We start from the raw sequence: 26,352 nt of genomic DNA, 5'->3' as shown, positions 1-26,352 counted from the left end.
ATTCCGCCGAAGGCCTTCGAACAGGTCTGCCGGCAGCTGTCCAAGCACGGTCTGGCGCAGGCCGAGGGCGACAAGTGGCGGCGTGTGGTCATCGAGAAGCCGTTCGGGCACGACCTCGAGTCGGCCCGCCAGCTTAACGACATCGTGGAGTCGGTCTTCCCGCCGGACGCCGTCTTCCGGATCGACCACTACCTCGGCAAGGAAACGGTCCAGAACATCCTGGCCCTGCGCTTCGCCAACCAGCTCTTCGAGCCGCTCTGGAACGCCAACTATGTCGACCACGTCCAGATCACCATGGCCGAGGACATCGGCACCGGCGGCCGCGCAGGCTACTACGACGGCGTGGGCGCGGCCCGCGATGTCATCCAGAACCACCTGCTCCAGCTCCTGGCCCTGACGGCCATGGAGGAACCCATTTCCTTCAACGCGGACGACCTCCGCGCCGAGAAGGAAAAGGTCCTGGCCGCGGTCAAGCTCCCCGACGACCTGTCCACGCATTCTGCCCGCGGGCAGTTCGCCGGCGGCTGGCAGGGCGGCGAAGAAGTGCAGGGATACCTGGAGGAAGAGGGCATCCCGGCTGATTCCACCACGGAGACCTACGCAGCGATCCGCGTCGACATCCACACGCGGCGCTGGGCCGGTGTGCCGTTCTACCTCCGGGCCGGCAAACGCCTGGGCCGCCGCGTGACGGAGATCGCCGTGGTCTTCAAGCGCGCACCCAACCTCTTGTTCCGGGATCACGCCGACGACGACTTCGGCCAGAACGCCGTGGTGATCCGGGTCCAGCCCGATGAGGGCGCCACGATCCGGTTCGGCTCCAAGGTCCCGGGCACGCAGATGGAAGTCCGCGACGTGACCATGGACTTCGGCTACGGGCACTCGTTCACCGAGTCCAGCCCGGAGGCCTACGAACGGCTCATCCTCGATGTGCTGCTCGGCGAGCCGCCGCTGTTCCCGCGGCACGCCGAGGTGGAACTGTCCTGGAAGATCCTGGACCCCTTTGAAGACTACTGGGCAAGCCTCGGTGAACAGCCAGAGCCCTACGCGCCCGGAAGCTGGGGCCCCGCCTCCGCCGATGAGCTGCTTGCCCGCGACGGACGAACCTGGAGAAGGCCATGATCGTAGATCTTCCCGACACCACCACCTCGAAAATATCCAAGAAGATCATGTCCCTGCGCGAACAGGGCGGCGTGATCGCCCTGGGCCGGGTCCTGACCCTCGTGGTGGTCACCAAATCCGGGCTGGAAGAAGAGGCCATTGAAGCGGCCAACGACGCCAGCCGGGAACACCCCTGCCGGATCATCGTGCTGGCCGATGCCGGCGCGAAGGCCCCGACCCGGCTCGACGCCCAGATCCGGGTGGGCGGCGATGCCGGCGCGTCCGAGGTCATTGTGCTCCGCGGCTACGGGGAACTCGCTGAGGAAAGCGAATCACTGGTCGCCGCCCTGCTGCTCCCCGACGCGCCGATCGTGGCCTGGTGGCCGCATGGCGCGCCGAAGAGTGCCTGCGAGACCTCCATTGGCCGGATCGCGCACCGCCGGATCACCGATTCGGCCAACGAGGAGGACCCGCAGCGGGCCCTGGACAACATCCGCAACACGTACAAGGCCGGCGACACCGACCTCGCCTGGACCCGCCTGACCAACTGGCGGATCCAGCTGGCCGCGGTCCTGGACCAGGTCGATTCCTCGCCCGTCACGGCCGTCGCCGTCGAAGGCGCCTCGGACTCGCCCAGCACCCTGCTCCTGGCAGCATGGCTGACCCTGTCCCTGGACGCCCCCGTCACCATCGTGGCCGACCCTGCCGGCACCGGCATCCGCCGCGTCCGGCTGAGCCGTGCCAGCGGCGACGTCCAACTGTTCCGCCCCGGCCTGTCCGTGGCCGAACTGACCCAGCCCGGCCAGCCCGCGCAGCGCATCTCGCTGCCGCGCCGCAGCCTCCGGGATTGCCTCGCCGAAGAACTCCGCCGGCTCGACCCCGACGAAGTCTTCGGTGAAGTGATTACTATTGGACTGCCCCGTACAAACCTAAGGAGTGTCCGTCCCAGTGAGCGCTGATCCCCGAGTAAGCATCCACCCTGACTCATCCGTCCTGATGGCGGCCATTGCGGCGCGGCTCATCACCAAACTCGTGGATGTCCAGGACAAACACGGTGAGGCGACGGTGGTGCTCACGGGCGGCACTGTGGGCATCGGAACCCTCAAGGCGGTTGCTGACTCCGCGGCGGCGCCGGCCGTGAACTGGTCGAAGGTCAACTTCTGGTGGGGCGACGAGCGCTTCGTTGGCAGCAGCGACAACGACCGCAACACCCTCCAGGCCCACGAGGCGCTGCTGTCCAGTATTCCGGTGGAGCCGGCACGGGTGCACCAGCCGGGGTCCACGGACGACTTCGACAGCCCGGAGGAGGCTGCGGCTGACTACGCGCGCCGCCTGGCCGAGGCGGCAGCCGCGGAGCACGCGGCCGACATGTCCGATGAACGTCCGGAGAACCCCGGCACGCTTCCCAGGTTCGATGTGGTTCTGCTCGGTGTGGGACCGGATGCCCATGTGGCCTCGCTGTTCCCCGAGCAGGCGGGCATCCGCGAGAAGGAGCTCACTGTTGTGGGTGTCCGGAATTCGCCCAAGCCGCCCCCGGAACGGATTTCCCTGACCTTGCCCGCGATCAACACCGCCAGTGAAGTCTGGATGGTTGTTGCAGGCGAGGACAAAGCCGGTGCCGTCGGACTGGCCCTGGCGGGCGCAAACCCCGTGCAGGTCCCGGCGGCAGGGCCCACCGGACGCTCACGGACCCTGTGGCTCATCGACGAGAACGCCGCTTCACGGGTTCCGGAGCAGCTAGTCCGAAAAGGTCCCGCGGGCTCTTAGCCGTTCCAGCGCTCCAGCCAGTACGTCTTCGGCGTCCTGGCTGGAGCGTCGTTCTTTAACGTACTCAAGGTGGCTCTTGTAGCCCTCGTCGGGATGGTGTGGAAGCTCGGCCGGGGCCTCGTCCCGCGTGGCGGTACCACCGCAGCGGCGGCAGTCCCACACGACCGGGATCTGGTCTTCCGGGAGCTTAATGAAAACAGGCCGCGTCTCGTGTCCCTTGGCGCACCAATAGGAAACACGAATACGCGGCAACCGTTCACCGACAAAATCAGTCGGCTGGATTTTGGGGGCTGACCCCTCTGTTACACCCACGCGGGTTCCCCGAAACCCTGAAGTAGCATGCACCATCGGGAACTCCTGGCTACTCGACTGACGGACTGTTGCAGGCAACAGCCACAGTTTAGTTCGGAGTTCCCGACGGCGGCAGGGCCGTTAGTACCGGTCGCGTAAATTCCCGGGAAATTCCGGGCCCGGTGTGTTTCCGGCAGAAACTGCTAGGAGTCCCCGCCCGAGGAAAAGCGCATCAGCAGGCCGAGGGCGATGATAACTACACCCCATGTGATGCCGAGGATAACCGTGAACCTGTTCAGGTTCCGTTCCGCCACACCTGACGAGCTGAGGCCCGAGCTCATGCCGCCGCCGAACATGTCCGACAGACCGCCGCCCCGTCCCTTGTGGAGCAGGATGAGCAGCGTCAGCAGGAGGCTGGTGATGCCCAGGAGGATCTGCAGAATGACATGAAGAACGTCCACGACGGCCTTTCAGAAGTTGATGATTGCGGAGGTCAAGCCCGTGTCCGGACTAATCCGTCAGCAGGTGACTCTCGAACCTGACAATATTAGCAAACTCAGCGGGATCGAGGCTGGCCCCGCCAACCAACACGCCGTCAACGTCGCGTTCGTCCAGGATGGCCGCTACGTTGTTGGCCTTGACCGAACCGCCGTAGAGCAGGCGGACCTTCGCAGCAACTTCGTCGCCGAACAGGGTGGTCAGTTCAGCACGGATGGCCGCGCACATTTCCTGCGCGTCCTCCGGGCCTGCCACCTCGCCGGTGCCGATGGCCCAGACGGGTTCGTAGGCAACCACAAGGGCGGCTGCTTCTTCGGCTCCGAGGCCCTCGACGTCGGCGCGCAGCTGGTCCAGCGTGTGCTGGACGTGCGTGCCGGCCTGCCGGATCTCGAGGCCCTCGCCGACGCAAAGCACCGGCGTGACCCCGTGGCGGTAGGCGGCCTTGACCTTGGCGTTGAGGACGTCGTCCGACTCGTTGTGGATGGTGCGGCGTTCGCTGTGGCCCACCAGGACGTACTTGCAGCCCAGCTTGTTCAGGAACTGGCCCGAGATGTCGCCGGTGTAGGCGCCGGAATCGAACTGCGACAGGTCCTGGCCACCGTAGACAACTTCCAGCTCATCGCCCTGGACCAGGGTCTGGACGCCGCGAAGGTCTGTGAACGGGGGGAAAACAGCAACTTCAACGCGGCTGTAATCGTGCTTGGCATCGGACAGGGTCCAGGCCAGTTTCTGCAGCAGCGTGATGCCCTGGACATGGTCCATGTTCATCTTCCAGTTGCCGGCAATGAGGGGCGTGCGGTCGAACTTGCCATTCGTTGACGTTGTCACGTGTTCTCCAAAAAGTGCTTGTCATGTGAACAGCCGGCAGGGCGCCCGAGATTTTCGGTAGGGCGCCCTGCCGGTTGGAGGATCTAGCGGTCCAGGACGCTGAGGCCCGGCAGTTCCTTGCCTTCGAGGTACTCCAGGCTGGCGCCGCCACCCGTGGAGATGTGACCGAACTGGTCGTCGGCGAAGCCCAAGGTACGGACAGCAGCTGCGGAGTCGCCGCCGCCAACAACCGTGAAGGCATCCGCTTCCGTGAGAGCCTGGGCGATGGCACGGGTGCCGCCGGCAAAGGCTTCGAATTCGAAGACGCCCATGGGGCCGTTCCAGAACACCGTCTTGGCGCCCTTGATCCGGCTGGCGAACGCGGCGGCCGAGTCGGGCCCGATATCCAGCCCGATGCCCTGGGCACCGAAACTGCTGCCTTCGATGCCGTCAGCGGGGACGGTCTCGTGGTCTGCGTCCGCGGCGAACTTGCCCGCCACTTCAACGTCGGTGGGCACGATGAACTCGGTGCCGGCGTCGGCCGCCCGCTTCAGGTAGTCCTGTACCACTGGGATCTGGTCTTCTTCCAGCAAGCTGCCTGCCACCTTGTGGCCGGCCGCTGCGAGGAAGGTGAACAGCATGCCGCCGCCGACCAGGATCGTATCGGCCTTACCGATCAGGTTGTCGATGACTGCAAGCTTGTCCGAGACCTTGGAGCCACCGAGGACAACGACGTAGGGCCGCTGGGTGTCGGTGGTGAGCTTGCGCAGCACCTCGACCTCCGTGTGCACGAGGTCGCCCTGGTACGACGGCAGCCGGGTGGCGACGTCGTACACGCTGGCGTGCTTGCGGTGGACGGCGCCAAAGGCGTCATCCACGTAGGCGCCGTTGTCTCCGGTCAGCGCAACCAGTTCATCCGCGAAGGCGCCGCGCTCGGCGTTATCCTTGCTGGTCTCACGGGCATCGAACCGGACGTTTTCAAGGACCAGCGCTTCGCCGTCCTGCAGCGACGCGGCAAGCTCCTTTGCTGAGGCACCGACGGTGTCCCCGGCAAGGGTGACCTTGAAGGAGGCCAGTTCGGCCAGCCGCGTCGCGGCCGGCTTGAGGGAGTATTTTTCCTCCGGGGCGCCCTTGGGGCGTCCGAGGTGGGCTGTGACCAGCACGCGGGCACCGGCGTCCGTGAGCTTCGTCAGTACTGGCAGGGAGGCCTTGATGCGGCCGTCGTCAGTCACTTCAGAGCCGTCGAGCGGCACATTCAGGTCACTTCTGACCAGAATGTACCGCCCGCGGACACCATCAGCGATCAGTTCGTTGAGGGTGTGGAATGTCATGTGTCTAACCCTAGCCCAGCTTGGATGCGACGAGCTCCGTGAGGTCGACGAGCCGGTTCGAGTAGCCCCATTCGTTGTCATACCAGGAAACAACCTTGACCTGGTTGCCAATGACCTTGGTCAGTCCTGAGTCGAAGATGGAGGAAGCGGGGTCGCCGACGATGTCCGAGGAGACGATCGGCTCATCCGTGTAGGTCAGGAAGCCCTGGAGTGCCTCGGACTCAGACGCCTTCTTCAGGGCCGCGTTGACTTCCTCAACGGTGGTCTCGCGCGAAACGGTGACCGTAAGGTCGGTTGCGGAGCCGGTGGGGACCGGTACCCGGATGGCGTAGCCGTCCAGCTTGCCCTTGAGCTCCGGGAGCACCAGGCCGATGGCCTTGGCCGCACCGGTGGAGGTGGGGACCATGTTGATGGCGGCGGCGCGGGCGCGGCGGAGGTCGTTGTGCGGGCCGTCCTGCAGGTTCTGGTCGGCCGTGTAGGCGTGAATCGTGGTCATCAGGCCGCGTTCGATGCCGAACTCGTCGTTGATGACCTTGGCCAGGGGGCCGAGGCAGTTCGTGGTGCAGGAGGCGTTGGAGATGATGTTGTGGGCTGCGGAGTCGTACAGCTCGTGGTTCACGCCCATCACGATGGTGATGTCCTCGTCGGAGGCGGGGGCGGAGATCAGGACCTTCTTGGCGCCGGCGTCGATGTGCTTCTGCGCTGCGGCGGCCTTCGTGAAGAAGCCGGTGGACTCGATGACGATGTCAACACCGAGCTCGCCCCACGGCAGGTTGGCGGGATCGCGCTCGGCCAGGACCTTGATGACGTTGCCGTTGACAACGATGTTGCCGTCCTTGACCTCGACGGATTCCTTCAGGCGGCCGCCGACGGAGTCGTACTTGAGCAAGTGGGCCAGCGCTTCGGGGCTGGTGAGATCGTTGACGGCAACGATTTCAAGGTCCGCACCCTGTGCGAGTGCGGCGCGGAAGTAATTGCGGCCAATGCGGCCAAAGCCGTTGATACCAATACGGGTCGTCACTTTTTTAGTCTCCTTGGTGCTTGTAGAAGCACAACTAGTTAAGCGGGCGTTCAAGCCAACTAACAGATCCCGCACGCCATTGGGCAGAGATGATTACCAGATCGGAGGGCGACCAGCCACATTGCTGAAGGCTAACCGCCTTCCGTGATCCATCTTACGTTTAAGAAGGTCCGCCCCCGCAAGTGCGGGGGCAGACCGTCCACAATTCGGCCCAAAACGGCCCAAATGTGAACTTTGTTACATGTTGATGTCTTCCGCATCACACCTGAAGCGCATTACAGGGTAATGAGGCCCGTTGCGTTCTTGCGTGCACCTTCGAAGCGCTTGGCGACGTCGGCCCAGTTCACGATGTTCCAGAAAGCCTTGACGTAGTCGGCCTTGACGTTGACGTAGTCCAGGTAGAAAGCGTGCTCCCACATGTCGAGCATCAGCAGCGGGGTGGTGCCGAGCGCCACGTTGCCCTGCTGATCGTAAAGCTGCTCGATGACCAGGTTTCCGCCGATGGGCTCGTAGGCCAGGAAGCCCCAGCCGGAGCCCTGCAGGCCGAGTGCCGCGGCGCTGAACTGCGCGCGGAACGCGTCAAAGGAACCGAAAGCGTCGTCGATGGCCGCTGCCAGCTCGCCCTCGGGCTTGTCGCCGCCGTCCGGGGACAGGTTGTTCCAGAACACGGAGTGGTTGACGTGGCCGCCGGTGTGGAAGGCCAGGTCCTTCGAAAGGCGGTTGATGTTGGCGAAGTCGCCCTTTTCGCGTGCCTCGGCCAGCTGCGCCAGCGCGTTGTTGGCGCCGGCCACGTAGGCAGCGTGGTGCTTGCTGTGGTGCAGCTCCATGATGCGTGCGGAGATGTGGGGCTCCAGCGCTGCGTAGTCGTAGCTGAGTTCAGGCAGTACGTACTCGGTCACAAAATCCTCCAATGTCGTGGACAGGTTGTCCGGTTTGGTAACTCTCGGATTGTGCATCCGGATGACAGGTCACCCGGAAATCTGTGGGGGACGGAATCCGGCGGGGTCCGGCAGGCCATGGCTCCCAGGGGGCACAACCGCCGAACGCCGCGAGGTATTTCCGTCACCCGGTCTCGATTCTAGGGGCGCCGTTACTCGTCCAGCATTTCCGGCGTCACATTGGCCTCGGTCCCGGGAATCCCCAGGTCCAGGGCACGTTTGTCCGCCATTGCCAGCAGCCTGCGGATCCTGCCGGCGATGGCGTCCTTGGTCATGGGCGGATCAGCCAGACGGCCGAGTTCGTCAAGGCTCGCCTGCTTGTGGGCCACGCGGAGCTCACCGGCATATTTGAGGTGATCCGGGACGTCGTCTCCGAGGATCTCCAGGGCGCGGTCCACCCTGGCGCCGGCGGCAACCGCGGCCTGGGCGGAGCGGCGGAGGTTGGCGTCGTCGAAGTTGGCCAGCCTGTTGGCGGTAGCGCGCACCTCTTTGCGCATGCGGCGCTCTTCCCACACCATCAGCGCGTCGTGGGCACCCATCCGCGTGAGCAGGGCGGCGATGGTGTCCCCGTCCCGGATGACCACCCGGTCCACTCCCCTGACCTCGCGTGCCTTGGCCTGGATGCCGAGCCGGCGGGCCGCGCCCACCAGCGCAAGGGCAGATTCAGGACCGGGGCAGGTGACCTCCATGGCCGAGGACCTCCCTGGCTCGGTCAGGGACCCGTGGGCCAGGAAAGCGCCGCGCCATACGGCCTCGGCGTCGGCGGCCGAGCCGTTGACCACCGCCGAAGGCAGGCCCCGCACGGGGCGGCCGCGCGCGTCCAGCAGCCCCGTCTGGCGGGCCAGGGCCTCACCGTCGCGCACCACCCGCACCACGTACCGGTTACCGCGGCGGAGACCGCCGCCGGAGACCACGATGATCTCGCTCTGGTGGCCATACACCTCGGCGATGGCGGCACGCAGCCGGCGCGCCGTGGAGGCGAGATCGACCTCGGCCTCAATGACGATCCGGCCCGAGATAATGTGCAGGCCGCCGGCGAAGCGCAGCATTGCGGAGACTTCAGCCTTGCGGACCGAGGACTTCTTTATGTCCAGGCGGGACAGTTCTTCCTTGACTGATGATGTCAGTGCCATGGCACCTTCCTAACTGTTCCCGAAAATATCGTGATACGCCGTTGCCAGACGCAAGGGGTCGTGGATCGGACGGCGGCTCGACGCCCCTACTTTACCCAACACCACCTCGGCACCGAGCATCCCCGCGGCCCGCTTGAACTCCTCAACGTCCGGTACGGACACCGGGTCCGCAAGCACGACGTCGATGCTGAAGTCGGGCGCGTAGTTTCGCAGCACATGCAGGTGGTCGGCGGCGGACATTCCGGACGTTTCCTTGGTGTCCGTGGCCAGGTTCATGGTCAGGCACCGCTTTGCCGGAGTGTCCGACAGCGCCTGGCGCATTTCCGGCAGCAGGAGGTGAGGCAGCACGGACGTGTACCAGGAGCCCGGGCCGAGGATGACCCAGTCCGCCAGCTCGATGGCCGTCAGGGCTTCAGTGCAGGCCGGGGCCGACTCCGGCAGGAGCCGGACGCTCTCCAGCGAGCCCGCCACAGCGCATTTGGCCTGGCCCCTGACGGTCTCCACGGTGAAGCTACCGTCCGGTCCGGGCACCCGGACATCGCCTTCGATGGTCAGGGGCTCACTGGACATGGGGAGGACCTGCCCGCGGGCGCCCAGGAGGGCGCCGGCCCACTTCAGGCCGCCCACGGTGTCGCCCAGCAGTTCCCAGAGGGTGACGATCAGCAGGTTGCCCATGGCGTGGTCGTCGAGTGAGCCGCCACGGCCTGCCCCGGGCTGGAAACGGTGCTGCATGACGTCCCGCCAGGTCCGGCCCCAGTCGGTGTCGTCACACAGTGCGGTGAGCGCCATCCGGAGGTCACCGGGCGGGAGGACGCCGTACTCCTCGCGCAGGCGCCCGGAAGACCCACCGTCGTCCGCTACGGTGACGATGGCGGTCAGCTCGGAGGTCAACAGTCTCAGGGCGGACAGCGAAGCTGACAGTCCGTGGCCGCCGCCGAGGGCGACGACGGACGGACCTTTGTCCAGCTGCGCGCCGGTGCCGCTCGCCGGCGGCACAAGGGGCAGCGGCCCGGTAAGCAGCCCCATTATTCGCGGCCCAGATCCCGATGAGTGGTGGTCACGGTGACGCGGGGGTACTGTGCCAGCTTCTTGGACAGTTCCATGGCGACGGCCACCGAACGGTGCTTGCCGCCCGTGCAGCCCACGGCGATGGTGGCATAGTGCTTGTTTTCCCGGCGGTAGCCGTCCAGCACAGGCTCGATGGCCAGCACGTAGCGGTCCACGAAGCTCTTGACCCCTTCGGCTTCGAGGACGTAGTCGCTGACGTCCTTGTCCAGGCCGGTGTGCGGTCGCAACTGCGGAACCCAGTGCGGATTCGGGATGAAGCGGGCATCGACCACAAAGTTCGCGTCCACCGGCAGCCCGTACTTGAAGCCGAAGCTCATGACGTTAAGCCGCAGGGCCACGGGACCGGTTTCGCTGAAGAGCTCCGTGATGGCCGTGGCGAGGGCGTGGACGTTGAACTCGGAGGTGTCCAGCACGATGTCCGAGGAATCGCGCAGTTCATGCAGCAGGTCCCGCTCCGCGGCGATGCCGTCAAGGATCCGGCCGCCTTCCTGGAGGGGGTGCGGCCGGCGGCCCTGCTCGAAGCGGCGCACCAGGACATCGTCGTTGGCGTCCAGGAACAGGACGCGGAACATCACACCGCTGGCCTCAAGGGTTTTCAGCGCCGTGCGGATGTCCGTGAAGAGCGCCTTGCTGCGGACGTCAACCACCACAGCGAGCTTGGGAATGGACTGCGGTGCGTGGGACACGAGTTCGGCCAGGGTACCGAGCATCTGCGGCGGCAGGTTCTCAACGACGTACCAGCCATGGTCTTCGAGGGCATCCGCGGCCGTACTGCGGCCTGCCCCGGACATCCCCGTCACCACGAGCAGTTCCGCTTCAACGGGTTTGACGGGCGTCATGCCGTCCTGTTCCGCTTCGGATCCTGCCGTTGACTCTGCCATGAGTAAAGCCCCATTCCTGCTATGTAATTCGACGCAACCACGCGTTCCGCTTCCGGTCCTTACCCTAGCTAAGTTTCAATGATTTCGCCGGTCGTCATATTGATGGCCGGCACCTCCGCACCGTTGGCTGCGCCGCCGTTGCCGAAATGGCTGACGATCGCATCCGCCAGCGACGGTCCGATGCCCTTGGCGGTGGTCAGTTCGGCCGCGCTGGCTGTCCGGATGCTCTTGACGGAGCCGAACTGCGCCAGCAGGGCCTTGCGCTTGGCCTCGCCCAGTCCCGGAACGCCGTCCAGGGCCGAAACGGTCATGGCCTTGCCGCGCTTCTGCCGGTGGAAAGTGATGGCGAAGCGGTGTGCCTCGTCGCGGATGCGCTGGAGAAGGTAAAGACCCTCGGAGGTCCGCGGCAGGATCACCGGGAAATCACTGTCCGGCAGCCAGACTTCCTCCAGTCTCTTGGCCAGGCCGACGACGTAGACGTCCTCGATGCCGAGTTCTGCCAGGGCGCGCGACGCGGCGTTGACCTGGGGCTTGCCGCCGTCAACCACCACCAGGTTTGGCGGGTAAGCGAACTTCGCTCGGGGTGCCGGCGTGGTGGTGTCCAGCACGGAGGCAGCAGCAATGGCCTCGAGCGCGGCCTGATGCCCGGGCAGCTGTGCCGCTTCCGCCTGCGCCGACTTCTCCTGCAGGTAATTTCGGAAGCGCCGCGTGAGGACGTCGTGCATCGCCGCGGTGTCATCCACGGCCGCGGCGCCGGTGATGGAGAACTTTCGGTAGTCGGACTTCTTGGGAAGACCGTCTTCCACCACCACCATGGACGCCACCACGTTCGTTCCCTGCACGTGGGAGATGTCGAAGCACTCGATGCGGAGCAGCGCGACGGGCAGGTCCAGGGCTTCCTGGAGTTCCTGCAGCGCGAGGGACCGGTTGGTCAGGTCGCCGGCACGGCGCGACTTGTGGAGTTGCAGTGCGTGCTCGGCGTTTTCCCGGACGGTGGACATGAGCGCTGCTTTGTCCCCGCGGCGCGGAACCCGGACGTCCACCTTGGCGCCGCGCAGACCGGAGAGCCACTGCGTCAGTTCGGCAGCGTTGCTCGGCTCTACAGGAACCAGGACTTCACGCGGCATCCGGCCCTGGCTGTCGCCCTCCTCGCCGTAGACCTGCTGGAGCAGGTGCTCGACCAGGTCCGGAGTGGTGGAATCCTCGACCTTTTCCACCACCCAGCCGCGCTGGCCCCGGACGCGGCCGCCCCGGACATGGAACACCTGGACGGCCGCCTCCAGCTCGTCCTCGTGCAGGGCGAACACATCGGCGTCGGTGTCCTCGGCCAGGACCACGGCATTGCGTTCGAAGACTTTCCGCAGGGCGATGATGTCGTCCCGGACCCGGGCGGCGCGCTCGTAGTCGAGCTCGGCAACCGCCGCGGCCATGTCCTTCTCCAGCCGTGCGATGAAGCGTTTGGCTTCGCCGCCCATGAACGAACAGAAGTCCTCCGCCAGTGCCCGGTGCTCCTCCGGCGTCACCCGGCCGACACACGGTGCGGAGCACTTGTCGATGTAGCCGAGCAGGCACGGCCGCCCGCTCGCCTGCGCCCGCTTCAGGACACCGGGACTGCAGCTGCGGACGGGAAAAACGCGCAGCAGGGTGTCCATCGTTTCGCGGATGGCCCCGGCCGTGTACGGGCCAAAGTAACGGGTGCCTTTGCGGCGCTCCCCGCGGAGCACCTGGACCCGCGGGAACTTCTCCCCCATGGTCACGGCGAGGTACGGGTAGGTTTTGTCGTCCCGGAAGACCACATTGAACCGCGGCTTGAATTCCTTGATCCAGGTGTATTCCAGCTGGAGGGACTCCAACTCGCTCCCGACGACCGTCCACTCCACGCTGCTGGCCGCGTGGACCATCGCGTAGGTCTTGGGCAGCAGGCCCCCGGGGTTGGCGAAGTATGAATTCAGCCGGGACCGTAGGCTCTTGGCCTTGCCGACGTAAATGACGCGGCCGTGCGGATCCCGGAATCGGTACACGCCGGGGTTGGTTGGAATTTCACCTGTTTGGGGTCGGTAACTAGCTGGATCTGCCACGATTCAAGTCTACTGAGAATGCAGGGGCGTCCCCGACGCTACTCCGCTGCCTTGCTCTGGTTGTAGCTGGTGGAGCGCTCCTGGCCGCTGAGCTCGGCGATGGCGTCCATGATCCGGTCCGTGACCTGGCGGCGGGCAGGCAGTGAGTGGTCGGGGCCGGTCTTCTCGAAGTACAGCGGCTCGCCCACCTTCATGGTGAAGTGCTGCGGCTTCACGCCGTTCTGGCCTGCCGGCTGGAGGTTTTCGGTACCGATGAGACCGACGGGAATGACCGGGGCACCTGTGGTCAGCGCAAGCCAGCCGACGCCGGTGCGGCCACGGTACAGGATCCCGTCCCGGGAGCGGGTTCCCTCGGGATAGATCCCGATTCCCTTCCCTGCCTCGAGGATGTCAAGCAGTGTCTTGAGGGCGGCGACGCTGGCCGCCTGCTCACCGCGTTCCACGGGAATGGAGCCTACTGATTCGAAGAAGGACTTCATGACCTTCCCCTTCACACCGCCCGTGGTGAAGTATTCGGCCTTGGCGAAGAACGCCACCGGCCGGGGCATCAGGGCCTGCACAATCACGCTGTCCAGGAACGACAGGTGGTTGGGCGCGACGATGAAAGGCCCGTCCTTGGGAACGTTCTCCAGCCCGATGACCGTCGGCCGGCAGGTTCCGGAGATCAGCGTGCGGGTGGTCCACCGGATCGCATCAAACAATGCCATCGTCGTGCACCTCACTCATGGCTGCGGTCCGGACGGCGTCCATGTTGTCGATGGCTGCCGCGAGGCCCGCGGTGGAGTCCACGATCGCGACGGCGCCGGCCTCGTGGAGTTCGCCGTCGGGAGCAAATCCCCAGCTGACGCCGATGCAGTCAAGGCCGTTGGCCATGGCGCCGGCCACATCCTGGGCGCGGTCCCCCACCATCACGGCGTGCTGCGTGCGCAGGTCGGACAGCGCAGCCGCCACAATTTCAGTTTTGCCGAGCGGGGTGGTGGCGCCTGCAGCCTCGTCGGCGCCTGAACCGCGGATGAAGCGGAAGGAGCCGGCGATGCCGTGGTGCTCGAGCACAATCTTTGCGAGCCCTTCAGGTTTCTGCGTCGCCACCGCAATGGGCCGTCCTGAAGAGGCGTAACCTTCCACGAGTTCCCGGATGCCCGGGTACAGCCGGCTCTGGGCGATCCCGGTTTCAAGGTAGTAGGTCCGGTAGACCAGGATGACCTCGGCAAGATGCTCGGGCGGAACGCCGGCAATATTCAGGAGGGAGTCACTGAGTTTCGGACCGATCATCGCGTCCAGTTGGGCCTGGGCCGGGACCCTGATGCCGAGTTGGGTAAGGGCCGCGGAGATTCCGCCCGTTATTCCCCCCGCCGGATCGACAAGAGTGCCGTCCAGGTCGAAGATCACGGGCACTGTTGAAAGGGTCACCGGCTTAGTTTCCCACAAGTGCGCGAATGGCTGAAACTCGCATTCCCGGACGGGAATACTTCTTCCCTCCGGATCAGCAAGCTCCAGCCATTCGGTGTGCCGGGGTCCGGGCTAGGCCAGGATCTCCGCCAGGAACGTTGCCGTGTAGCTCTTGGTGGATTTCGCGACCTGTTCCGGAGTGCCCGTGGCGATGATCTGGCCGCCGCCGGAACCGCCGTCGGGCCCAAGATCCACGATCCAGTCCGCGCTCTTGATGACGTCGAGGTTGTGTTCGATGGTGATCACGGTGTTGCCCTTGTCCACCAGACCCTGCAGGACCATGAGCAGCTTGCGGATGTCTTCGAAGTGCAGGCCCGTCGTGGGCTCGTCCAGGACGTAGATGCTCCGGCCGTTGGACCGCTTCTGGAGTTCCGCGGCCAGCTTTACGCGCTGCGCCTCGCCGCCGGACAGCGTGGTGGCAGGCTGCCCCAGCCGCACATAGCCCAGCCCGACGTCGACGAGCGTGCGCAGGTGGCGCGCAATCGGGGAGAAGGCGGCGAAGAACTCCGCGCCTTCCTCGATGGGCATGTTGAGCACGTCCGCGATGGTCTTGCCCTTGTAATGGACTTCCAGGGTTTCCCGGTTGTACCGCGCACCGTGGCAGACCTCGCAGGGCACGTACACGTCCGGCAGGAAGTTCATCTCGATCTTCAGCGTGCCGTCGCCGGAACATGCTTCGCAGCGCCCGCCTTTGACGTTGAACGAGAACCGGCCGGGCTGGTAGCCGCGGACCTTGGCCTCGGTGGTCTCGGCAAAGAGCTTCCGGATGTTGTCGAACACGCCGGTGTAGGTGGCCGGGTTGGACCGCGGCGTCCGGCCGATGGGGCTCTGGTCGACGTGAACCACTTTGTCCAGGTGCTCGAGGCCCTGGATCAATTTGTGCCGGCCGGCCACCTGCTTGGCGCCGTTGAGCTTGTTGGCCAGCACCTTGTACAGAATTTCGTTGACCAGGGTGGACTTGCCGGAGCCGCTGACGCCGGTCACGGCCGTCAGCAGTCCCAGCGGGAAGGCGGCGTCCACGTTGACGAGGTTGTTTTCCCGGGCGCCGATGACCTTCAGCTCGCGCTTCTTGTCGTACTTGCGCCGCTTCTTGGGGATCTCGATCTTCTTCCGGCCCGATAGGTAGTCGCCGGTCAGCGATTCGGTGTTTTCCAGGAGTTCTTTGTAGGACCCGGAGTGCACTACCTGGCCACCGTGCTCGCCGGCGCCCGGTCCGATGTCCACCACCCAGTCAGCTTCCTGGATGGTGTCTTCGTCGTGCTCCACCACAATGAGGGTGTTGCCGAGGTCCCGCAGGCGGGTGAGCGTTTCGATCAGCCGGCGGTTGTCGCGCTGGTGCAGGCCGATGGAGGGTTCGTCGAGGACGTAGAGGACGCCGACCAGACCGGAACCGATCTGCGTTGCCAGCCGGATGCGCTGCGCTTCGCCGCCGGACAGGGTGCCGGAGGGACGCTCCAGGTTCAGGTACTCCAGGCCGACGTCGAGGAGGAAGGTGAGGCGGGCCTGGATTTCCTTGAGGACCTGGTGAGCGATCTGGGCCTCGCGGCCGGTGAGCACCAGGGTGTCCAGGAAGTGGGCGCATTCACGCATCGGCATGGCTGCCACTTCGGCGATGGACTTGCCGTTGATCAGCACCGAGAGCGAGGCCGGGTTCAGGCGGGCGCCGTTGCAGGCCGGGCAGGGAATCTGCCGCATGTACTCTTCGTACCGGTCCCTGGCCGAGTCCGAATCGGTTTCCAGGTGCTTGCGGTGGACGTACTGGACGACGCCCTCGAAGCCGGTGCTGTACTTGCGCTCCCGGCCGAAGCGGTTGCGGTACTGCACCACCACCTTATGGTCCTTGCCGTGCAGCACGGTCTGCCGGATGTCGTTGGGAAGCTTCTGCCACGCCGTCTTCATCGAGAAGTCGAGTTCCTTCGCGAGCCCGGACAGCAGCCTGTTCCAGTACTCGCTGGTGGCCGTACCCAGCGACCACGGCGCGATGGCGCCCTCGCCGAGGGAGAGCTCCGGGTTCGGGATGATGAGTTCCTCATCCACTTCCAGCTTGGTGCCGATGCCGCTGCAGGCGGAACAGGCCCCGAAGGGGTTGTTGAACGAGAACGAGCGGGGCTCGATTTCATCGATGGCGAGGGGGTGCTCGTTGGGGCAGGCCAGGTGCTCGGAGAATGCCCGGATCCGTTCCGCATCATCCGCTTCGAGGTCGACGAATTCGGCGAGCACGCGGCCTTCAGCCAGACCAAGCGCGGTTTCGACCGAGTCGGTCAGGCGCTGGCTGATGCCTTCCTTGACCACGAGCCGGTCCACCACCACTTCGATGGTGTGTTTGAACTGCTTGCCGAGCTTGGGGGGATCGCTCAGCTGGATGAGGTCCCCGTCCACGCGCGCACGCGAATAGCCCTTGGCCGTCAGTTCCTTGAAGAGGTCCACGAATTCGCCCTTGCGCCCGCGGACGACGGGAGCGAGGACTTGGAATCGTGTGCCGGCCGGCAGTTCAAGCAACTGGTCCACGATCTGCTGCGGCGTCTGCTTCGCCACCGGTTCGCCGCAGATGGGGCAGTGCGGACGGCCCACGCGGGCCCAGAGCAGGCGCATGTAGTCGTAGATCTCGGTGATGGTGCCCACGGTGGACCGGGGGTTCTTGCTGGTGGACTTCTGGTCGATGGAAACCGCCGGGGACAAGCCCTCAATGAAGTCCACATCCGGCTTGTCCACCTGTCCCAGGAACTGGCGGGCGTACGCGGACAGCGATTCCACGTAGCGGCGCTGGCCCTCCGCGAAGATCGTGTCGAACGCCAGGGATGATTTTCCGGACCCGGACAGTCCGGTGAAAACGATCATGGAGTCCCGCGGCAGGTCCAGGTCCACGTTGCGCAGATTGTGCTCCCGTGCCCCCTTCACCACAAGGCGGGAAAGGTCCGGGCGCGCCGGTTTCCCTTGGTTTAGGGGTACGACTGCGGAGCGGGCATCAACGGCTGGTTCTTCAGCTACGGCTTTAGGCACCCACTAATGCTAATCGAAAACTTCTTCGAATTTCCATGCCGCCCCCTATTCGGCGTCGTAGGCCGCCGCCAGCAGCTGTACTGCCTCCGCAAAGCTTGCGCCCTGGGCCTTTGCCGCGGTGGCGAAATCAGCAGCAGCCGCAGTCAGCGAGGTCCATGCTTCGTCCCTGGCGCAAACTGTGGTTCCGTGCCGGCCACGGGTGGCAACAATCCCGGCCGCTTCCAGCTCCTTGTAGGCGCGGGCCACGGTGTGCGGGGCGACGCCCAGCGCGGTTGCAAGGCTGCGCACTGCGGGCAGGCGTGTGCCGGGGGCAAGGGCACCGCTGTCCGCCCGCTCGATGATGTTCAGCCGCAGCTGTTCAAAGAGCGGAACCGAACTGGCCTGGTTCGGCTTCCAGGTCCCCGGAAACTCATTTGCGCCGCTCACTGCCCGGACTCCCCCGCGCGCAGGGCATCAGCGCTACCCGAGAACTGGGCATCGTAAAGCCTGCTGTAGTGCCCGTTGGCTGCCAGCAGCTGTTGGTGGTTCCCGTGTTCGACGATTTGTCCGTGGTCCATGACGAGAATTAGATCAGCGTCCCGCACCGTGGACAAACGGTGGGCAATCACGAAGCTCGTCCTGCCCTGCCGCAGCCGCTGCATCGCCTGCCGGATCTGCACTTCAGTGCGCGTGTCCACAGAACTTGTCGCCTCATCCAGGATGAGGATGCTGCGGCCCGCGAGCTGCGCCCTCGCGATGGTGATCAGCTGCCGTTGCCCCTGGCTGAGGGAATCGCCGTCGTTGCCCAATAGTGTGCCGTAGCCGTCTGGAAGGGCGCGCACGAAGTGGTCCACGTGCGTGGCTTCGGCGGCGGAGAAAATGTCAGTGTCGCTGGCGCCGGGGCGCCCGTACTCGATGTTCTCCCTGATGGACCCGGTGAACACCCAGGCGTCCTGCAGCACCATGCCGATCATGGAACGCAGCTCGTCACGGCCGCGCCCTGCGATATCCACGCCGTCGACGGTGATCCGGCCGGAATCGAGCTCGTAGAACCGCATGAGCAGATTCACCATGGTGGTTTTACCGGCCCCGGTATGCCCAACGATGGCCACGGTCTGCCCGGGCTCAGCGGTAAAGGACAGCTCCCTGACCACGGGCGGACCGCCGTTGTACCCGAACGTCACGGCGTCGAACACCACCCGGCCGCCGGTGGCTGCCGCCACCTCAGCGCCCGCCGGCTCCGCGCCCGCCGGCTCCCTTCCGGCCAACTCCGTCCCGGCCTGCTCCTTCCCGGCCTGCTCCGTGCCGTCGCGCGGAATTTCCGCGGCATCCAGGAGCGCGAACACACGTTCAGCCGACGCGATGCAGGACTGCATCAGGGTCAGCATGCCGCCAATCTGCCCGATCGGCTGGCTGAAGAGCCTGCTGAACTGGATGAAGGCCTGGACCCCGCCGATGGTCATGGCACCGGCGGTGACCTGCAGCGCGCCGACCACAGCCACGGCAATGTAGTTGAGGTTGGACACGAAAACCAGGAGCGGCTGGACGGCGCCGGAAACGTACTGGGCGCGCGCGCTGGTCCGGGAGAGCCTGTCGTTGCTGGTGGTGAACACCTCGGTGGCCATCCCCTGCCGGCCGAAAGCCTTGAGCACCTCGTGGCCCGTGATGTACTCCTCGAGGTGTGCGTTGAGTTCGCCGGTGGTGCTCCACTGCTCGGAAAAGTGCGCCTGGGACTTCCGGGCGACGAGGACAGTGACCACCGTCGAAAACGGCACGGTCACCAGGGCAATGACCGCCAGGAGCGGGGAGAGCCACAGCATCATGGCGAGTGCGCCCAGCAGCATGAGCACCGACAGGATCAGCTGGTTCAGCAGCTGGTTCAGTGACTGGGAGATGTTGTCGACGTCGTTGGTGGCCCGGCTGAGGACGTCCCCGCGCCGCTGCTCGTCGAAATGCGCGGACGGCAGCCGGTGCAGTTTGTCCTCCACGGAGGCCCGCAGCCGGTAGCTCACGTGTTGCACGGCGGTGGCGGTGACGGCTCCCTGTACCCAGCTGAAGAGCGAAGCGCCGATGTACATCACCGCCACGAGCAGGAGCACAGCGGCAAGTTCCTGTTCGTTGAAGGTCCCTCCAAAAACACCTTCAACCACGACGTCGGTTGCGTCGCCCAGCAGCTTGGGTGCCGACACGTTGAGCGCCACAAACGCGCAGGTGGCGGCAACGGCGCCGAACATCCTCCACCTGACGGGGCGCAGCAGTCCCAGAAGGCGCCTGCTGGTGGCCCAGGCGCCACCCGGGGCGGCGACCGCCGTCGTCGTTGTGGTCATGCCCTGCCTCCGAGCGCAAGCTGCGAGGCGGCAATTTCCTGGTAGACCGTCGACGTACGCATCAGTTCGCTGTGCGTGCCCTGGGCGACGAGCCTGCCGTTGTCCAGCACCAGGATGAGGCCGGCGTCGAGGATCGTCGCGATGCGTTCGGCAACGATGATCACCGTGGACCGGCGGGTGAGCGGGGTAAGGGCCTCGCGGAGGCGGGCGTCCGTTGTATGGTCCAGCGCCGAGAGGCTGTCGTCAAAAAGGTACACCGGGGCCTTGCGGAGCAGTGCGCGGGCGATGCACAGCCGCTGGCGCTGGCCGCCGGAAAAATTCGTGCCGCCCTGGCTCACCGGGGTGTGGAGGCCGTGTGGCAGGTCGCGCACAAAGTCCTCCGCCTGGGCGGTTCGGAGCGCGCGGAGGAGGTCGTCGTCGCCGGCGTCAGGCGCCGCAATCCGCAGGTTCTCGGCAACAGTACCGGAGAAGAGGTAGGCGCGCTGGGGCACCAGCGACAGGCTGTTCCGCAGGAAATGAAGCGGAAGTGATTTCACGTTGTGGCCGCCGATCAGGACCTCCCCCGACGTGGCGTCCAGGAAACGGGGCAGCAGGTTGAGCAGGGTCGACTTTCCGCTGCCCGTCGAACCGATGATGGCGGTGAACGTGCCAGGCGACGCCGTGAAGCTGATGCGGTCCAAGACCGGCGCCTCCGCCCCCGGGTAGGCAAAGGTGACGTCGCGGAATTCCACGGTGCCGCCTGCGGTGCGCTGTGCGTGCGGCAGCCCGGCCCGCGAGATCGCCGGATCGGCGATGGCGGGGCGCGTTTCCAGCACCGTCTGGATCCGTTCCGCGCAGGCCGCCGCGCGGGGAGCCGTCATCAGGACGTACATCGCCATCATGATGGCGATGAGGATTTGCAGGATGTAGGCGATGAAAGCCGTCAGCGCGCCAAGCTTCATGTCGCCCGCCTGGATTCTGTGGCCGCCGAACCACACCACCGCCACCGATGACAGGTTCACCACGATCATGATCAGCGGCAGCATCCCTGCCACCAGCAGCGCGGACTGCAGGTTGTTGCGGGTCAGCTCACGGTTGACGACGGCGAACCGGCGCGCTTCGTGCGCCTGGCGGACGAACGCCCGGATGACATTGGCCCCGATGATCTGCTCCCGCAGTACCCTGCTGATGCGGTCGATCAGGATCTGGCCTTCCCTGTAGAGGGGCACGAGCCGGCGCACGATCACGTACATGATGACCACCAGCACGGGCACGATGGCCACCACGATGCCGGAGAGGACCACATCCTGGTTCAGCGCCAGGACGATGCCGCCGATGCCCATGGCGGGCGCCGCCACAAGCATGGTGAAGACCAGCACGGCCAGCGCCTGGATCTGCTGGACGTCGTTGGTGGCCCGTGTCACCAGGCTGGGCACGCCGAATGACCCCACCTCCTGGGAGGACAGGGACTGGACCTTCACGAAGAGCTCCTGTCGCAGCTGGCGGCCAAGCTTCATGGCCACATGGGCGCTGAAGTAGCCGGCCGCGAGTGCTGCGGCGACCTGGACGGCGGCAATTCCTGCCATCCATCCGCCCAGCCGAAGGATGAGGTCCGTGTTCCCCCTGACGATTCCGTCGTCGATGATGGCGGCATTGAGGGTGGGCAGGAGGAGGTTGGCCGTGGTCTGCAGGAGCTGCAGGACCACGATGGCCAGGACCGCCGGCTTATGCGCGGCGAGCAGCCGCATCATCATGCCTGCGAGCATCGAACCTCCCTCCGCCGCGACGGCATGGTCAGCCCCGTTTCCGCGCGACTGCGAAAATCCTCCGGAACGGGAAAACGGTGCCGTGCGCAGTGGCAGGATAGGCGTCGTTGAGCAGCGCCGAATACTCCGCTTCGAAGTCCGCAGCGTCCGCCGGCGGGAGCGCTGACAGCACCGGCCGGAGTCCGGCTCCCCTGACCCACTGCAGGACCGGATCCGGTCCTTGCAGAACCTGCTGGTAGGTGGTTTCCCAGGCATCCGCGTCGCAGCCTGCGTCCAGCATGATGTTGAGGTATTCGGCGGGCTCAGCGACGGCGTCATCGTGCCGCAGGACGCCGTCGAGGGCCTCCTTCCAGCGGCCGGACTCCGCAAGTTGCCGCATCAGCACATGCGACGGGGAACCGAAATTCCCCGGAACCTGCAGGGCGAACCAGGCGCCGGGCCTGAGGGCCTCCAGCCAGCCGGCCAGCAGGGCCGGGTGGCCGGGGATCCACTGCAGGGCCGCATTGGTCACCACCACGTCGGTACGGTCTGACGGCATCCACCGGGCGATGTCCGTCAGTGCGAAGGAGAGGTTGGCCGACCGCGCCGCGTGGGTTTCCGCCTTCTGCAGCATTTCGCCGGACGAGTCGATCCCCAGCACGTCGGCGCCGGGCCAGCGCTCCGCGAGGGTCGCCGTGAGATTGCCGGGCCCGCAGCCGAGGTCCACCACATGGCGCGGATGGTCCGCGTGGATACGCGCGGTCAGGTCAAAATATGGCCGGTCGCGGTGGTTTCCGAACTCCACATACTTAGCGGGATCCCATTTCAAGGACGTCCTCCAATGGCTCGAGCGGTTGCCGTCAGGCCGAGCCTAGTCCGGGCCGGCCCCGCGACCAAGGACGAACCACCCCTTGGCTGCGGGCACTAAGCTTGAAAGCAATGAAACTCGTTGAGCAGCTCCCTGTCCCGGCCGAACGTACCTCCAGCGGGGCGGACCACGATCCGGATGAGCTCTACACCCGTTTCGTTGAGTGGACGGAAAGCCGCGGGCTGTCCCTCTACACCGCACAGGACGAGGCCATCATGGAACTCGCCTCCGGGGACAACGTCATTCTGGCCACTCCGACGGGGTCCGGCAAGTCCCTGGTGGCCATTGCCGCGCACTTCCAGGCCATGGCCCGGGGGGACCGAAGCTACTACACGGCGCCCATCAAGGCCCTCGTATCGGAGAAATTCTTCGCCCTGTGCGAGATCTTCGGTGCCGAAAACGTGGGAATGATTACGGGCGACTCCGGCGTCAACCAGGACGCACCCATCATCTGCTGCACCGCCGAAATCCTGGCCAACATCGCACTTAGGGAAGGCGCCGGGGCGGACCTGGGTGCGGTAATCATGGACGAGTTCCATTTCTACTCCGACCCGCAGCGCGGCTGGGCCTGGCAGGTGCCGCTGCTGGAGCTTCCGCAGGCGCAGTTCCTGCTCATGTCCGCGACCCTGGGCGACGTCAGCCGCTTTGAGGCCGGCCTCACCGATCTGACGGGACGCCCTACGACGACCGTCAGTTCCGCTGAACGCCCGATCCCGCTGCACTACTACTACGAGCAGACGCCTGTCCACGAGACCCTCGAGGAGCTGCTCTCCACCAAACAGGTCCCTGTCTATGTGGTCCACTTCAGCCAGCTTGAGGCAATCGACCGGGCGCAGAACCTGATGAGCATCAACGTCTGCACCCGCGAGGAGAAGGACAAGATCGCCGAGCTGATTGCCGGCTTCCGTTTTGCGGCAGGCTTCGGCAAGACCCTCAACCGGCTGGTCCGCCACGGCATCGGCGTTCACCATGCCGGCATGCTGCCAAAGTACCGGCGGCTGGTGGAGCAGCTGGCACAGGCCGGCCTGCTCAAGGTCATCTGCGGCACCGACACGCTGGGCGTGGGCATCAACGTGCCCATCCGCACGGTACTGCTCACCGCCCTCAGCAAGTACGACGGCGTCCGTACCCGGCTGCTGAACTCACGCGAGTTCCACCAGATCGCCGGCCGCGCAGGGCGGGCCGGGTACGACACGGCCGGCACCGTGGTGGTGCAGGCCCCCGAACATGTGACCGAGAACGTCAAGGCGATGGCCAAGGCCACCGCCAAGTTCGGCGATGACCAGAAGAAGCTCCGCCAGGTGGTCAAGCGGAAGCCGCCCGAGGGCTTCGTGTCGTGGGGCGAACCCACCTATAACCGGTTGGTGGGCTCCGTCCCCGATCCGCTTACCTCCAGCTTCACCGTGACGCACGCCATGCTGATGAACCTGATGGAGCGGCCCGGCGACCCCTTCAAGGCTGCCCGCCGGCTGCTCACGGACAACCACGAACCCCGCACTTCGCAGCTGCAGCTGATGAAGAAAGCCCTGGGCATTTACCGGGAACTGCTGGCCGCAGGCGTTGTGGAGCGGATCCCGCCCGAGGAACAGGGCCCGGACGGCAGGACCGTCAGGCTCACTGTCCACCTGCAGGCCAACTTCGCGCTGAACCAGCCGCTCTCGCCGTTTGCACTGGCGGCGCTGGAACTTCTTGATCCGGAGTCGCCGTCGTACGCCCTGGACGTGGTGTCCGTCATCGAATCCACGCTGGAAAAGCCCCGGCAGATCCTGTCGGCCCAGCAGAAGAAGGCCCGCGGCGAAGCCATTGCCGCCATGAAGGCCGACGGCATTGAGTATGACCAGCGCATGGCCATGCTGGAGGACGTCACCTACCCCCAGCCGCTGGCGGAAATCCTGGGTGAGGCCTTCGATGTCTACCGCAAGGCTGCGCCATGGATTGGCGACTTCGAGCTTGCCCCCAAGTCCGTGGTCCGGGACATGTACGAGCGGGCCATGAACTTCGGCGAATTCGTCCAGTTCTATGGCCTGGCGCGCTCCGAGGGCATTGTGCTGCGGTACCTCGCCGACGGTTTTAAGGCGCTCCGCCAGACGGTCCCGCAGGACTCCCTCCGGGAAGACCTTGAGGACCTGATCGCCTGGCTGGGCGAGCTGGTCCGGCAGGTCGATTCCAGCCTGCTGGATGAATGGGAGGAGCTAACCTCCGGAGCCGGACCGACCCCGCACGACGCTCCCCCGCCGCCCCCGCCGTCGCTGACGTCCAACATCAGGGCGTTCCGGGTGATGGTCCGGAACGAAATGTTCCGCCGCGTGGAGCTTTTCGCCGATGAGGCGGCCACGGAACTCGGCGAGCTCGACGGCGGCACCGGATGGGATGCCGACCGCTGGGAAGATGTCCTGGACGACTACTTCGACGAACACAATGACATCGGCACCGGGCCGGACGCCCGTGGCCCGGGGCTGCTGATCATCAACGAAGAGCCCGGCATGTGGAAGGTCCGGCAGATTTTCGACGACCCCGCCAGCAACCACGACTGGGGAATCTCCGCAGAGGTGGACCTTGCGGCGTCGGACGAAACCGGCACGGCCGTGGTCCGGGTGACCGACGTCAGCAGGCTGTGACCGGGCTCCCGCCGTCAGCCCAGGGCAGCGCCCATCGCGTCCGCCCACAGCCGTTGTCCCGCGGAATTCGGGTGCACATCGTCTGTGAGTAGCCCCGGCAGGTCCCCACGTGCCCGGAACGCTGCATTGACGTCAATGGCCGGATAGCCGGCACTTGGCGCCCAGTCCCGAAGCGCTGCAACGCTGCCGGCTGTATGCTCCTCCCACATCCCCAGTGACGGGTTCTGCAGCACAATCGCTGCGGGAACCCGTGCGGACCACTTGGCGTCAGCGGCCGCCAGCAGCTCCGCCGCCCCCTTGTCCGCACGCTCCGGGGCCGGGTTGTGCCCGAAATTGAGCACGGTGAGCGAAGGTTTTGAAGGCTGGATGCGGTCAAGGTGCTCAAGCGGATAGGCATAGCTGGCGCCTGAACGGGAACCGTTCCAGACGGTGATGGGGCGGTCCGGGCCCGCGTACACGGTCGGATGCGCTTTCCAGTTACCGGTGGCCCCGTCCCAGAAGTGCAGTGTCACGGTTCCGTGCTTCGACAGGTCCCGCGCCCACAAGTCGACCCATTCACCCGGTTCGTCGCCCGTGGAGTCCCCCAGGACGCTGATGGTCAGCGGGCCACGGCTGCTGACGATTGCCCGCAGTTCCCCGACTGTCACGGCGCCTTCAGGAGCGGCAGCCGGCGGGGCGGCGGCGGACACCGACGACGTGCCGGCCGGGGACACCGGTGCGGGACGGGCGTCCATCAATTGCAGCAGCGTTATGCCGGCAAGCGCGGCCAGTCCAACTGCCAACACGACGATGAGGAGGCCTATCCCCCGGGTGCGCCGCCGCTTCTGGTCGTTCATTGCTCCCGCCGGTCGGTCGTTGTTCGGAGACCGCCTGGTTCCCACGGCATCGAGCAGCAGGGCGGCGGAATTCAGTAGAGTGGACATCAAGCCCGAGTTTCAAGACACCCTCCAGCAGGGAGAGACGAGAACCCAATCATGAGTGTAATCCGGCCAGCCACCGTAGAAGACGTTCCCGCCATCCTGCAGATGATCCACGAACTGGCCATCTACGAAAAAGAGCCCCACGCGGTCCGGAACACCCCGGACATGCTGACGGACGTGCTGTTCGACGGGAACCCCAGGGTGTACGCCACGATGGCCGAAAACGCGGCGGGCGAGGTCCAAGGGTTTGCCCTCTGGTTCCTCAACTACTCGACGTGGGAAGGTGTCCACGGCATCTACCTCGAGGATCTATACGTGACTCCGGCGGCCCGCGGCGAGGGCCACGGCAAGGCCCTGCTGCAGCACCTGGCGGCCACCGCCGTCGAACGCGGTTATGCGCGCGTGGAGTGGAGCGTACTGGACTGGAACGAACCGTCCATCAACTTCTACAAGAAGCTGGGTGCATTCCCCATGGAGGAGTGGTCCACCTTCCGGCTGACCGGGGAGGCCCTGGAGGCCTTCGGCGCTGCCCGCGAAGCACACGCCCGTGGCTGAC

General features: G+C 65.7%; 23 protein-coding genes. 5 read left to right on the top strand and 18 right to left on the bottom strand.

What is annotated here, in order from left to right:
• From zwf to pgl, 3 genes are all read left to right on the top strand, one after another.
• Nucleotides 1-1,119: glucose-6-phosphate dehydrogenase (gene zwf, locus AB0N24_RS05725; RefSeq protein WP_364121611.1), on the top strand; the 1,119-nt coding region annotated here is incomplete at its 5' end.
• On the top strand, nucleotides 1,116-2,057 hold the full coding sequence (locus AB0N24_RS05720) for a glucose-6-phosphate dehydrogenase assembly protein OpcA (RefSeq protein WP_104174190.1): 942 nt from the start codon (nucleotides 1,116-1,118) through the stop codon (nucleotides 2,055-2,057). The genes zwf and AB0N24_RS05720, both read left to right, overlap by 4 nt.
• Nucleotides 2,047-2,865: a 6-phosphogluconolactonase gene (pgl, locus tag AB0N24_RS05715; RefSeq protein WP_364121608.1), complete on the top strand. Its 819-nt coding sequence runs from the start codon at nucleotides 2,047-2,049 to the stop codon at nucleotides 2,863-2,865. The genes AB0N24_RS05720 and pgl overlap by 11 nt, the downstream gene beginning before the upstream one ends.
• On the opposite strand, the gene AB0N24_RS05710 is transcribed toward pgl, so the two are convergent.
• The 17 genes from AB0N24_RS05710 to AB0N24_RS05630 form a co-directional block, all read right to left on the bottom strand.
• Nucleotides 2,836-3,213, bottom strand: coding sequence for an RNA polymerase-binding protein RbpA (locus AB0N24_RS05710; protein WP_364121605.1), 378 nt, complete (start codon nucleotides 3,211-3,213; stop codon nucleotides 2,836-2,838). The genes pgl and AB0N24_RS05710 overlap by 30 nt on opposite strands.
• 146 nt (nucleotides 3,214-3,359) lie before the next feature.
• Nucleotides 3,360-3,617: a preprotein translocase subunit SecG gene (gene secG, locus AB0N24_RS05705; RefSeq protein ID WP_104174187.1), complete on the bottom strand. Its 258-nt coding sequence runs from the start codon at nucleotides 3,615-3,617 to the stop codon at nucleotides 3,360-3,362.
• A gap of 49 nt (nucleotides 3,618-3,666) precedes the next feature.
• The gene (gene tpiA, locus AB0N24_RS05700) at nucleotides 3,667-4,482 is read right to left on the bottom strand and encodes a triose-phosphate isomerase (protein ID WP_214951169.1); all 816 of its coding nucleotides are present in this window, start codon (nucleotides 4,480-4,482) and stop codon (nucleotides 3,667-3,669) included.
• 83 nt (nucleotides 4,483-4,565) lie between these two features.
• Nucleotides 4,566-5,792, bottom strand: coding sequence for a phosphoglycerate kinase (locus AB0N24_RS05695; RefSeq protein WP_364121601.1), 1,227 nt, complete (start codon nucleotides 5,790-5,792; stop codon nucleotides 4,566-4,568).
• A gap of 10 nt (nucleotides 5,793-5,802) precedes the next feature.
• Nucleotides 5,803-6,813 (bottom strand): type I glyceraldehyde-3-phosphate dehydrogenase, encoded by a 1,011-nt coding sequence (gene gap, locus AB0N24_RS05690; RefSeq protein WP_364121598.1) that lies wholly within the window; start codon nucleotides 6,811-6,813, stop codon nucleotides 5,803-5,805.
• 275 nt (nucleotides 6,814-7,088) lie between these two features.
• The gene (locus AB0N24_RS05685; protein ID WP_104174183.1) at nucleotides 7,089-7,712 is read right to left on the bottom strand and encodes a superoxide dismutase; all 624 of its coding nucleotides are present in this window, start codon (nucleotides 7,710-7,712) and stop codon (nucleotides 7,089-7,091) included.
• 191 nt (nucleotides 7,713-7,903) lie between these two features.
• Complete coding sequence (gene whiA / locus AB0N24_RS05680; protein WP_011691931.1) at nucleotides 7,904-8,884, bottom strand: DNA-binding protein WhiA; 981 nt, start codon at nucleotides 8,882-8,884, stop codon at nucleotides 7,904-7,906.
• Nucleotides 8,885-8,893: 9 nt separating this feature from the next.
• On the bottom strand, nucleotides 8,894-9,910 hold the full coding sequence (gene yvcK / locus AB0N24_RS05675; RefSeq protein WP_364121594.1) for a uridine diphosphate-N-acetylglucosamine-binding protein YvcK: 1,017 nt from the start codon (nucleotides 9,908-9,910) through the stop codon (nucleotides 8,894-8,896).
• A complete protein-coding gene (gene rapZ, locus AB0N24_RS05670; protein WP_364121591.1) occupies nucleotides 9,910-10,833 on the bottom strand; it encodes an RNase adapter RapZ in 924 nt (307 codons plus the stop codon). The genes yvcK and rapZ overlap by 1 nt, the downstream gene beginning before the upstream one ends.
• Nucleotides 10,834-10,901: 68 nt before the next feature.
• A complete protein-coding gene (gene uvrC / locus AB0N24_RS05665) occupies nucleotides 10,902-12,911 on the bottom strand; it encodes an excinuclease ABC subunit UvrC (RefSeq protein ID WP_364121588.1) in 2,010 nt (669 codons plus the stop codon).
• A gap of 38 nt (nucleotides 12,912-12,949) precedes the next feature.
• Nucleotides 12,950-13,618 (bottom strand): lysophospholipid acyltransferase family protein, encoded by a 669-nt coding sequence (locus AB0N24_RS05660; RefSeq protein ID WP_214951178.1) that lies wholly within the window; start codon nucleotides 13,616-13,618, stop codon nucleotides 12,950-12,952.
• On the bottom strand, nucleotides 13,605-14,321 hold the full coding sequence (locus tag AB0N24_RS05655) for an HAD hydrolase-like protein (RefSeq protein ID WP_364121585.1): 717 nt from the start codon (nucleotides 14,319-14,321) through the stop codon (nucleotides 13,605-13,607). Before AB0N24_RS05655 ends, AB0N24_RS05660 begins: the two co-directional genes overlap by 14 nt.
• Before the next feature lie 111 nt (nucleotides 14,322-14,432).
• On the bottom strand, nucleotides 14,433-17,360 hold the full coding sequence (gene uvrA, locus AB0N24_RS05650) for an excinuclease ABC subunit UvrA (protein WP_364121582.1): 2,928 nt from the start codon (nucleotides 17,358-17,360) through the stop codon (nucleotides 14,433-14,435).
• 45 nt (nucleotides 17,361-17,405) lie between these two features.
• Entirely contained in the window at nucleotides 17,406-17,786 is a 381-nt protein-coding gene (locus tag AB0N24_RS05645; RefSeq protein WP_364121579.1) for a GntR family transcriptional regulator, read from the bottom strand.
• Complete coding sequence (locus AB0N24_RS05640; protein WP_364121576.1) at nucleotides 17,783-19,666, bottom strand: ABC transporter ATP-binding protein; 1,884 nt, start codon at nucleotides 19,664-19,666, stop codon at nucleotides 17,783-17,785. Before AB0N24_RS05640 ends, AB0N24_RS05645 begins: the two co-directional genes overlap by 4 nt.
• Nucleotides 19,663-21,411, bottom strand: coding sequence for an ABC transporter ATP-binding protein (locus tag AB0N24_RS05635; RefSeq protein WP_364121573.1), 1,749 nt, complete (start codon nucleotides 21,409-21,411; stop codon nucleotides 19,663-19,665). The genes AB0N24_RS05640 and AB0N24_RS05635 overlap by 4 nt, the downstream gene beginning before the upstream one ends.
• A 28-nt stretch (nucleotides 21,412-21,439) precedes the next feature.
• Entirely contained in the window at nucleotides 21,440-22,219 is a 780-nt protein-coding gene (locus AB0N24_RS05630; protein ID WP_364121570.1) for a trans-aconitate 2-methyltransferase, read from the bottom strand.
• Between the two features lie 110 nt (nucleotides 22,220-22,329).
• Here AB0N24_RS05630 and AB0N24_RS05625 point away from each other — a divergent pair, with 110 nt between their 5' ends.
• Nucleotides 22,330-24,876, top strand: coding sequence for a DUF3516 domain-containing protein (locus AB0N24_RS05625; protein WP_364121567.1), 2,547 nt, complete (start codon nucleotides 22,330-22,332; stop codon nucleotides 24,874-24,876).
• A gap of 14 nt (nucleotides 24,877-24,890) precedes the next feature.
• Here the strand turns inward: AB0N24_RS05625 and AB0N24_RS05620 are convergent, their stop codons facing one another.
• On the bottom strand, nucleotides 24,891-25,799 hold the full coding sequence (locus AB0N24_RS05620) for an SGNH/GDSL hydrolase family protein (RefSeq protein WP_364121564.1): 909 nt from the start codon (nucleotides 25,797-25,799) through the stop codon (nucleotides 24,891-24,893).
• A gap of 51 nt (nucleotides 25,800-25,850) precedes the next feature.
• On the opposite strand from AB0N24_RS05620, the gene AB0N24_RS05615 reads away from it, so the two are divergent.
• Entirely contained in the window at nucleotides 25,851-26,351 is a 501-nt protein-coding gene (locus AB0N24_RS05615; protein WP_364121561.1) for a GNAT family N-acetyltransferase, read from the top strand.
• Nucleotide 26,352 lies beyond the last annotated feature (1 nt).

It is taken from the genome of Arthrobacter sp. NPDC093128 (assembly GCF_040683875.1).
GTDB lineage: Bacteria > Actinomycetota > Actinomycetes > Actinomycetales > Micrococcaceae > Arthrobacter.
This window is presented reverse-complemented; position numbering and strand designations above follow the sequence as displayed.